At 33.2% G+C, this 6,168-nt stretch carries 8 protein-coding genes and 1 pseudogene; 2 read left to right on the top strand and 7 right to left on the bottom strand.

Annotation, left to right across the window (positions count from 1 at the left end; translation table 11 throughout):
* Positions 1-880, top strand: an 880-nt coding sequence (locus tag A9G32_RS12060) for an IS3 family transposase (RefSeq protein WP_141672910.1), incomplete at its 5' end; no start/stop codon positions are given.
* Positions 881-1,334: 454 nt separating this feature from the next.
* Positions 1,335-1,670, top strand: a complete 336-nt coding sequence (locus A9G32_RS12055) for a zinc ribbon domain-containing protein YjdM (RefSeq protein ID WP_034909519.1) — start codon at positions 1,335-1,337, stop codon at positions 1,668-1,670.
* A gap of 206 nt (positions 1,671-1,876) precedes the next feature.
* Here the strand turns inward: A9G32_RS12055 and fliR are convergent, their stop codons facing one another.
* From fliR to A9G32_RS12020, 7 genes and pseudogenes are all read right to left on the bottom strand, one after another.
* On the bottom strand, positions 1,877-2,671 hold the full coding sequence (gene fliR / locus A9G32_RS12050) for a flagellar biosynthetic protein FliR (protein WP_065590635.1): 795 nt from the start codon (positions 2,669-2,671) through the stop codon (positions 1,877-1,879).
* 5 nt (positions 2,672-2,676) lie between these two features.
* Positions 2,677-2,946 (bottom strand): flagellar biosynthesis protein FliQ, encoded by a 270-nt coding sequence (gene fliQ / locus A9G32_RS12045; RefSeq protein WP_034909516.1) that lies wholly within the window; start codon positions 2,944-2,946, stop codon positions 2,677-2,679.
* Positions 2,947-2,954: 8 nt separating this feature from the next.
* Complete coding sequence (gene fliP, locus A9G32_RS12040; protein ID WP_065590634.1) at positions 2,955-3,692, bottom strand: flagellar type III secretion system pore protein FliP; 738 nt, start codon at positions 3,690-3,692, stop codon at positions 2,955-2,957.
* A 6-nt stretch (positions 3,693-3,698) separates the two neighbouring features.
* A complete protein-coding gene (gene fliO, locus A9G32_RS12035; protein WP_065590633.1) occupies positions 3,699-4,136 on the bottom strand; it encodes a flagellar biosynthetic protein FliO in 438 nt (145 codons plus the stop codon).
* Positions 4,136-4,444 (bottom strand): annotated as a pseudogene (fliN, locus tag A9G32_RS12030) (flagellar motor switch protein FliN); the annotation flags it as partial. The gene fliO and the pseudogene fliN, both read right to left, overlap by 1 nt.
* 64 nt (positions 4,445-4,508) lie before the next feature.
* On the bottom strand, positions 4,509-5,558 hold the full coding sequence (gene fliM / locus A9G32_RS12025) for a flagellar motor switch protein FliM (RefSeq protein WP_065590631.1): 1,050 nt from the start codon (positions 5,556-5,558) through the stop codon (positions 4,509-4,511).
* A gap of 5 nt (positions 5,559-5,563) precedes the next feature.
* Positions 5,564-6,031: a flagellar basal body-associated FliL family protein gene (locus tag A9G32_RS12020; protein ID WP_065590630.1), complete on the bottom strand. Its 468-nt coding sequence runs from the start codon at positions 6,029-6,031 to the stop codon at positions 5,564-5,566.
* Positions 6,032-6,168 lie beyond the last annotated feature (137 nt).

The raw sequence follows: 6,168 nt of genomic DNA, 5'->3' as shown, positions 1-6,168 counted from the left end.
TAAAGCAAGCAGCACTGATAATAGGACGAAAATCGCTATCCTAAAAGCAAATCGGCATCGTTATAGCATAACAAAGCTATGTCAATATTTAGGATTATCAAGACATTATGCTTATTATCAGTGTAAATTGAATAGACAAAAATCAGTAGGGCTTTATGCCGATAAAATCGTGACGCTATTTAATCAGAGCTATCAGTCTTATGGTACAAGACGAATTCGATTTGATTTACAGAAAGAGAATATTTGGGTGTCACGCCGTTACATTGCTCGGGTGATGAAAGCCTTATTGCTGGTATCAAAATACACCGTTAAACGTTATCAATCTCACACTACGGAGGTGAATGAAACCGCCACAGAAAATCACCTGCAACGACAATTTGATGTAGGTGATAAAAAACAAATTGTTGTTGCGGATTTAACCTATATTCAAGTTAAGCAACGTTGGAACTATTTATGTGTTTTAGTGAACTTATCCGATAGGCAAATTGTCGGTTACCATGTTGGTCAACATAAAACAGCAGAGCTTGTTATGTCGGCATTAAGCCAAATTAAACAACCATTATCAAAATTAGATTTATTTCATTCAGACCGCGGTAAAGAGTTTGATAATCGGTTATTAGCGGATTGTTTTAAGACATTTAATATCACGCATTCATTAAGCAAGAAAGGATGTCCTTATGACAATGCGGTAGCGGAAGCGACATTTAAAACAATTAAAACGGAATTTGTAAAAGGCCAACGTTTCAACTCAACGGCTGAGTTACAACGCGCTTTTTCGGCTTATGCCTATTGGTATAATCATAAACGATTACATTCTTCGTTAGGCTACTTGCCTCCCGTTGAATTTAAAAAACACTTACCCCTTAATTTTTTTGTTTGAAAATGTGTTGCCATTCCATATTTTATCATAACTTTATTATTCCTCATACTTATCTTCTTAAATTTATTGTTATAAAATAAATAGTTAATGTTGTTTTTAGTAATTTTAGCATAAAGTAGTATATAACTACGCTACCATATTTAGAATAAAAACTTCATTTTTCACCTATTTTTTTGTAAAGTTTTGTTAAGCTCCTTCTTTAATAAAAGATCATCCATTGCTCTAAATTTTTTAATAATATAAGATAATGAATCTATTACTTAAAATCACATATTTGCTTATTAATATTAAGACTTAATCATTAACCTTTACAGAAACATAATTAATACTTCCTATATTTTTGTATATCGCTATTTTAGATCCTAACAATAGCGAATAGACAACATCCATGACTTAATAGCATTTTTTTGCTATAGTAAACGCCATTTTATTTAATCTATAAGAGTTATAAGCTATGGAATCTATACCTAATTGCCCTGTTTGCCAATCTGAACACACTTATCATGATGGCAGCTTTTGTGTTTGCCCTGAATGTGCCCACGAATGGGATCCAAACGAGGCTGTGTCTTCTGATGTTGGATTACAGGTAAAAGATAGCAATGGTAATTTACTTGCTGATGGCGACGATATTATTTTGATTAAGGATCTAAAATTGAAAGGATCTTCAACGGTGCTGAAAAAAGGCGCTAAAGCCAAAGGCATTCGTTTAGTCGAAGGTGATCACGAAATCGACTGCAAAATTGATGGCATGAAAATTATGCTAAAAGCCTGCTTTGTAAAAAAAGCTTAGTTAACTATTTTATTAATGCTGATTTTATCAGCATTAATCTGTTTTAGTGTTAATTAATATAATCTATCATACAATAAACATACTTAGTTAGATTATTGTTTTCAATTAAGTATTTATTGTTTTTTTGAAGAATTTATTTCCCATAGCCACAAAAAATAAGTCAAGTTGAATAGGTAAATTAAATACGACTGTGTGATCAATTTATATCACCGAGTTAAATACCATAAAATACTAGAAATTCGCTCAAACATTTGTTCAAAAATAAATTCAGTAAATGCGGGTAGTGTTGTAATTAAATAAGTTAGCATGATTAGCCCTAAAAATAGGGTCGCTGGATAACCAACCACAAATATAGATAGCTGTGGCGTCATTCTGTTAAGTAGTCCTAATGATATATTGATGATTAATAGCAATGTCATTAAAGGAAGCGCTAACATGATCGCGTTGATAAATAATAGTTTGCTGACTTCAATTAATGCTAAGTATCCATTCGCTTGTAATGGCATTACTGCAATCGGAATAATATCAAAACTATTTGATATGCCGTATAACAACCATAAATGACCATCAAGACTGAGAAATATTAATAAAGCAATGATGTTAATTAAGCGTGATAATACTGATGTAGATGGACCGCCAATAGGGTCAAAAAAGGTCGCCATTCCTAGCCCCATTTGCATCCCTATTAATTCTCCTGAAAATCGCACTGTCATAAATGCCAACTGCATGGTAAAACCAATAAGTATTCCAATCATTATTTGTTGTGCAATAATCCATATTCCTATAAATGAGTATATTTTTATATTGTCATCAATATGTGGATGTGGCAGTACAATCGTAGTGAGTAGCGCTAGACCAATTTTAACTCGATTAGGCGTTTCCTTTTCGCCAAAAATGGGCGCTACCATGATCAACGCTAAGATACGAACAAAAGGGAAAAAATAGTCCCTAATCCAAGAAAAGAAATCGATATTAAATAAATTGTTGATATCAAATTCCATTACATTTAACGGGTTAAGTTAGGAATATCTGTAATAACGGTTTGGATATAGTCGATCATGGTTGATAGCATTGATGGCCCCAATATTATTAAAACCACAATGACCACTATGATCTTGGGAATAAATGATAATGTCATTTCGTTAATTTGCGTCGCAGCTTGTAATAAGCTAATGATTAACCCTGTTACTAATGCGGCTAATAATAACGGTCCAGCTAATGATGCCGCAACTTTTATCGCTTGTATGGCTAACGTGCTGATATATTCAGATGACATAGTGCGACTCAACTAAAAAAGCTTTGTGCTAATGATCCAAGTAATAAATGCCAACCATCTGCCAAGACAAATAACATTAATTTGAATGGTAATGATACTGTCGCTGGTGGCACCATCATCATTCCTAATGCCATAAGCGTGCTTGCTACCACTAGATCAATTACTAAGAATGGAATAAAAATTGTAAAACCAATTTGAAACGCTGTTTTTAATTCACTCACCACAAAAGCAGGAACTAATACTTTTAGGGGAACGTCTTCACGTGTTTGAATGTCGTTTTGATGAGACATGTTAACAAATAACGCTAGGTCATTTTCTCGCGTTTGGGTAAGCATAAATTCTTGTAATGGTTTAGTTGCTTTTGTTAATCCTTCTTGCATGGTGATTTGATTTTGTGAATATGGCACATACGCTTCTTGATAAATTTTATCAATGACTGGCGACATAATAAAAAATGTCATAAAAAGCGAAATTCCCAAAATAACTTGATTCGGTGGTGCCGATTGCGTACCTAGGGCATTACGTAACAGACCTAACACAATGATAATTCTTGTAAAACTGGTCATCAATAATAATATTGCTGGTATAAAAGTGAGCAATGTTAAAAAGACTAATGTTTCAACTGGTAACGACCAATTTTGCCCACCTGTTAGGGACTGATTTATGTTAGTTAAAGCTGAAGTTTCAGCATGGCTAGATAAGCTAAATAGCAATAAACTTAGCAAAATAGTTAAATTTAATCGCACTTGTTGTTACTCCTTTTTCACTTTTAAAGCGGATTGTAATATCTGTTGAAATGAGTTAATTTTCGTAAGATTTTTATCTGCTCCATTTTGCGAAAGTAACACTTTGGTTCTTTCTTCATTGATAGTATGTAACAATGTCATTTGTTGAGGAGTAACACCTACCACTAATAATTGGTTATCAACGTGAATAACCATAATACGTTCTTTAGGATTAATGTTATATGTGGCTTTGACATCAATCCATTGTTCGGTCGTTTTTTTCCAACCCATTCGTTTTGCGAGCCATCCTAGCAATAAAATAAAACCGATGATCACAATAAGCGTTAATCCCATTGACGATCCAATTTCGGTATAAATATTTAAATCAGAAGACGATGGCGATAAGGTATTAGTATTGGTTGCACCAACCATAGGTTGAATCAAATTAGGTTGCTTTATTGTCATTAACGGCTTAATCTTCTTACACGCTCTGATGGAGTAATAATATCGGTGATACGTACACCATAGTTATCGCCAACTACCACAATTTCGCCTTGAGCTATTAAATAACCGTTAATTAATATATCTAATGGTTCTCCTGCAAGCCCATCTAATGCAATTACCGAACCTTGGGTTAGATTTAATAGATCTTTAATAGCTATTTTTGTTCGACCAAGTTCAACGCTTAAATCAACAGGTATATCTAATATAAGATTAATATCTTGCTTTTTATCTTTTGTTTGTTGAGGAGATAATGTTTCAAAAATAGCCTCTTTAGTGATGAGTTCATCACTCATTACTTTTTCTTCTTGGTCTTCGCCGTTATTTGGTATAATGTCAGTCATTGAACACTCCCTCATTCAGTTGTTCTATCACAGGATTAATGACCTGTTCTACTTGAATTGCATACTGTTTATTTACTTTACCGTAATGGCCTTTTAATACCGGTACACCACCAACTGTTACATCTATATTTGTTGGTTTTTCAATTGTTAAAATATCATCAACTTTTAACGCTAACAGTTTTTCAACAGTTGTATGAATATGGGTAAAATTGGCAACTAATTCGACAGATGATTGTTTAATTCCAGTGGTTAATGAACTCATCCAGATATTATCGTCTTGATAAGTCTGTTCTTCGATAGGAGGCTTTATTAGCAACTCTTTGATTGGTTCAACCATAGAATAAGGGATACAAATGCAAAATGTCGCTTTGCTATGACCCACTTCGACTTTGAAGTTTGTTGTTAGCACAACATCATCAGGCGAACTGGTAATGTTGGTAAATTTGCTTTGCATTTCAGAGCGAATATATTCGGTTTCAATTGGGTATACATCAGCCCATGAATTTTGATAAATAACTAATGCTAATTCTAATACTCGTTTTATGATTTGCTGTTCGGTGTGGGTAAATTCTCGTCCTTGTGTTTTTATTTTAGTTGTATGCCCGTCTCCCCCAAATAATGAATCAACGATAATAAAGACTAATTCAGGCGAAAATGAAAATAAGCTTGAACCTCTTAATGGGTTAAGATGAACTAAATTTAAATGGTTTTCTGATGAAATATTAGAAAACTCCTCAAATGTTTGTGGTTCAATCGGCGATGCAACTACGTCAGCATTGCGACGCAATCGATTAAATAGCCCAATTCTAAACTGACGAGCAAAACGTTCATTAATGATTTCTAATGCGGTTAATCGTTCAGGAATAAAGCGATGTTTTACCGATAAATCATAAGGTTTAACATCAACCTTTTTACCAGAAGGTAACGAAAAAGAAGAAACATCAATACTGCTATCGTCACCATCGTTAACAAAACTATCAGATAGTTGTTCTGCAGCACTATTTTCATTTAAATCTGTTGTGGGCTCTATCTTATCGGGCATAGTAATCACCGTATAATAAAATCAGTAAATAGAACTTCATCAACTTTTACCCAATGTTTTGCGTCATATTGTCTTGATAAGGTATTTTTTATCTGCTCTTGTAAATCGATCTTCCCCGATTCTTGCTTTAGTTTGTTAACATGCTGTTTTGAAGTTAAAAGTAGTACGTCACTTCTTACTTCAGGTAAATAATCTAATAGCACTGTTCTTTGGTTTTCATCGGCGATACGCAAAACTATTCCAATATAAATAATTTTATTAGTTTCGATATTATCTTCTGAGACAGGTAATGAAATAGTAAACGGTTTTAATGTTAAAAATACCGGTGACGTAACTTCGGGTTCTTCTTGTGCTTTAGTTGTACTTTGTGAGTGATTTTGAAACCACAAATAGGCCGCAACACTTATCGCTAACAACGTAATAAGAATAAGGATCAGATTTAAAACACTTACTTTTTTTTTCGTGGTAGGCATATTTATTCTTGTCTCTATAAATTTAAAAAGATTTATAACCCATTAATTAGGTATAGTTACAAGAATAATAAATCATATTTTTTAAATTGATTTGAAGAATAGGCAACAAAACATTACCTATTTAAACGTTTCAATTG

It is taken from the genome of Gilliamella sp. Gris3-2 (assembly GCF_001690345.1).
Lineage (GTDB): Bacteria > Pseudomonadota > Gammaproteobacteria > Enterobacterales > Orbaceae > Gilliamella > Gilliamella bombi.
The sequence above is the reverse complement of the archived record's forward strand: the minus strand, read 5'-3'. Positions and strand labels throughout refer to the sequence as shown.